This is a genomic window from Propionivibrio sp. (genome assembly GCF_016790145.1).
Lineage (GTDB): Bacteria > Pseudomonadota > Gammaproteobacteria > Burkholderiales > Rhodocyclaceae > Propionivibrio.
This window is the reverse complement of sequence record NZ_JAEUOI010000077.1, coordinates 1-3,466: the sequence shown is the minus strand read 5'-3', so window position 1 is coordinate 3,466 and position 3,466 is coordinate 1. Positions and strand designations below refer to the sequence as shown.

General features: G+C 54.3%; 3 protein-coding genes. All 3 read right to left on the bottom strand.

Features of this window, described 5'->3' with window-relative positions; all coding sequences use genetic code 11:
- The coding region (locus JNM42_RS06810) for a hypothetical protein (RefSeq protein WP_294267929.1) at positions 1-351 on the bottom strand (351 nt) is incomplete at its 3' end.
- 97 nt (positions 352-448) lie between these two features.
- Complete coding sequence (locus JNM42_RS06805; protein ID WP_294267928.1) at positions 449-1,696, bottom strand: site-specific integrase; 1,248 nt, start codon at positions 1,694-1,696, stop codon at positions 449-451.
- Between the two features lie 249 nt (positions 1,697-1,945).
- Complete coding sequence (locus JNM42_RS06800) at positions 1,946-2,905, bottom strand: IS1595 family transposase (RefSeq protein WP_294267927.1); 960 nt, start codon at positions 2,903-2,905, stop codon at positions 1,946-1,948.
- Positions 2,906-3,466 lie beyond the last annotated feature (561 nt).

The following is a 3,466-nucleotide window of genomic DNA, read 5'->3' as shown; positions in this document are numbered from 1 at the left end:
GCGGTATAGCCAGTAGGCTGCCTCCTTCCGGTTCATGGGCGTACCTACCCCGCCTGCAAGGCACATCCCGAGGGCCACTTGAGAACAAACTTCGCCTCGGGTGGCGCTTTGAAGGAACCAGCAATACGCTTCTTGCGGATTCTTATTAACCCCGTGGCCAAGCGCGCACATGGCCGCGTAGGCGCCCATGGCGCGGGCGTCATCCCTGGCAATGGACGCCAGAAGCAAGGGAACTGCCCTTGTGAAATCGCGACGACTGAGCGGCTCTGCATAAGCCGGACCATTTTGCGTGTCCTCTTCGGACGTGCGTTTTCCAAACAGCGTGTCAAGTACATTCATAATGGATTTCATCTGATTCTCGGTAGGGTGCCGTAATGGACGGTGATTTTCCAATCAGTGCTGGTGAGCACATGACACTTGAAGACTACCTGGGCGCTATCACTCTTTCTTAATTTTCCTGGAGCTGCGACCCTAATACGGTCGGCGCCATAGACCGTGGATCAGGATGGTTTTTTGACGATAAAGCAAACACAGACCACGCCGTCATCAGCTCACGACGTTTATCGAATAAATCGCCACGCCGGTACGCGGCTTCAACTTTGTCCTTGATGCTATGGGCCAGAGCCATTTCGCAGACATCACGAGGGAAACCGGTCTGTTCGGATGTCCAGTCCCTGAACGACGATCTGAACCCATGGGCCGTCACCTTGAGATTCATTCGCCGGAGCACCATCAGGAAAGCCATGTTGGACAAGGGTTTGTCCGCCGTGCGGCCGGGAAAAACGAACAGGCTATCCCCCGACAATTGTCGGGCCGACTTGAGGATTTCAATGCAGCGTGGAATCAGAGGAACCCGATGCTCCCGCGTGGCCTTCATTCGCTCAGGCGGAATTATCCAGACGTGGTTACTTTCGTCGATCTCCGACCATGTGGCTTCCAGAATTTCACGGGTTCGGGTGGCTGTCAGAATCAATAGCTCAAAAGCCAGCCGAATTGATTCTGCGGCATCGACACGCCGAAGCTTAATCATGAAGTTGGGAACGTCGGCGTAGGGCAGGGCTTCGTGATGTTTATCCCGGTCTGTTTGCTTGGGCAAGCCTTTGGCAACCCCCTCGATGGGGTTGTCACCGGTTCTGAAGCCTGAGGCTTTTGCCCAGTCAAGGACTGTTCCAATTCTCTGTCGAAGACGCCGGGCTGTTTCTGGTTTGGCCAGCCAGATAGGGGATAGCGCTTTGAGTACTTCAGGCGTGTCAATACGATCTACCGGCGTATTGCCAATGAATGGGAAAGCGTATTGGGACAGGGTATTTATCCATTGATCCGCATGCTTTGCATTTTTCCAGGACGGAGAGTGCTCGGCATGAACCCGGAGAGCGGCCTCTGAAAATATCGGGATCACTCTTCGTTCCGTCCGGCGTTCGGCGATGGGGTTGCCGCCCTGGCGGGCTATTTTTCGTTTGGCGTAGGCATCTTCTCTGGCTTCAGCGAGAGAGACCGTAGATAATCCACCCAGGCCAATATCCCGGCGCTTTCCTTGCACCATGGTACGTAGCACCCAATGCTTGTTTCCAGAGGGTTCGACGACAAGATACAAGCCATTCCCGTCGGTGTAACGACCCGGTATTTTGAGTGCTTTTACCTGGACGGCAGAAAGACGTTTTTCAAAATGCTTTCCAACGGGTTTCATGGTTTTCATCCCACATTCCATACCACATATTATATGGGATGGTGGTGGACGTCAATGAACCGTAGGGGACGAGTATCTGTTATAACCTGCTGAATAATATAGGTAAAAAATACTTATGTGGACTTCGTTGGAATTCAAATCTACGGACTCCGTCTCCGCCAGTAACAGCAAGGTACGCCCACGCGAACTGTCTTAAGTTGGCGTACCAAATCGCTGAAACCCCTTGCCACAAGGGGTTCCGGGCAAAACCTCTCCTGATTAGCGCTGATCTTCAGCCAGCCTCAGCCATGCCTCGGTTCGCTTGCCCGTGGTTGCGGCAGCGCAAAGCAGTCGAGGCAGGATAACGGCCAGATCGAAGCGGCGATTGAAACGATATTGCATCTCGGCAAGATAACGATGGCCATACTTCTCGAAATCGAATGAATGATACGTTCCGCTAATCGCTGTTTTGAGATTCCCAAGAATCGTATTGACCCAGAGGAAACAAGACATGTCGGTGCTCTTGCGTTTTTTGCCCACCACCTCCTGCTCGTGCTGACACCCCGCCTTGGTGACTGCGGTAAAACAAGCCAATCCGTCAGAGACCACCGTGGCGGAGGCGGCCAGATGTTTCGTCGCCCACGCTTCCACCTCGGCCAAACTGAACGTCTTCACCCGAGAGAATACGGCCAGAAGGGGATGGTGATCGTCAGTCGTCTTTACGGCGGCAATGAACGAAACCTTGTTTTCCGATCCCCGGCCCGCTTTGCCGCCAGAAAGCTCGCCCCCGAGATAGGCGTCATCGATCTCAACGCGCCCATCCAGCTGGCGCGGGGCCTCGCGCTCGGTCATTACTTGCAACAGCTTGTGCTTGAGGCGCCATGCGGTTCGATAACAGACGCCAATCAGCCGTGTGAGTTCCAGCGCCGAAACGTTATTCTTGGTCTGGGTCAGAAAGTACATGGCCTGGAACCACTTCCTCAGCGGCAGCTTGGTCGCGTGAAAGATCGTGCCTGCGGTCAGCGTTGTTTGTTCGCGACAGGCCGCGCATTGGAAGGTTTTCACCTGGTCATGCCACACCACACAATGCCCCGTTCCCTGGCATTCTGGGCAGACAAACCCGTTGGGCCAGCGGCTTTTCTCCACTGCCGCTTCGCATTGGCTCTCGGTGCCATACTGCTCCAGAAATTCCGTCAAGCTCATGCCCGGTTGAAACTGAACTCGGTTCATCTTTGCCATGATCGCCTGCCCTCCGATAGGATTAACAGGTGTCAGGCTAACAATGGAAAGGCTCATGGCGTGAGCTAGGCAAGCGTTGGCTGAAGATTAGCGCTAATCAGGAAAATTAATGCCTGGGTCTCTCTGAGATTCCGAGGCATTTATTGTTTAGAGCAACGTAGAAACGTAGGTCGGGTTAGCGTAGCGTCCCCCAGGAGGATCTGCTTGGCAGCATAACCCGACGGCAGTAATGTATGCCACAGCCGACGATTGTCGGGTTACGGCCTGCGGCCTAACCCGACCTACGTTGCTACGTTGCTGCGTTGCTGACCATCATCCGATAATGAAGCTCTTGCGGCAAAGCACCGATGCATAATCGCTTGCGCGATATGGGGCCTCATTGAATGCCTTTTTTCCGGAGACTATCAATGAGTTCTGGAATTTGACGTCCTCCCCGGCCTGAAGGCCGGAGATTCCTACGGCGCTAAGCATGAGCAAGCTCACGTTTAGTCGCTTCGGCGGGTTCCTGCTTCGCAGAGTGGCCTAACCGCGCCGACTTTCCACAGGCTAACAAGCGATGCC

What these genes read in the sequence shown, in the direction of transcription:
- JNM42_RS06800 (WP_294267927.1), bottom strand. Translation starts at nt 2,905, where the DNA reads ATGGCAAAGATGAACCGAGTTCAGTTTCAACCGGGCATGAGCTTGACG.
- JNM42_RS06805 (WP_294267928.1), bottom strand. Translation starts at nt 1,696, where the DNA reads ATGAAAACCATGAAACCCGTTGGAAAGCATTTTGAAAAACGTCTTTCT.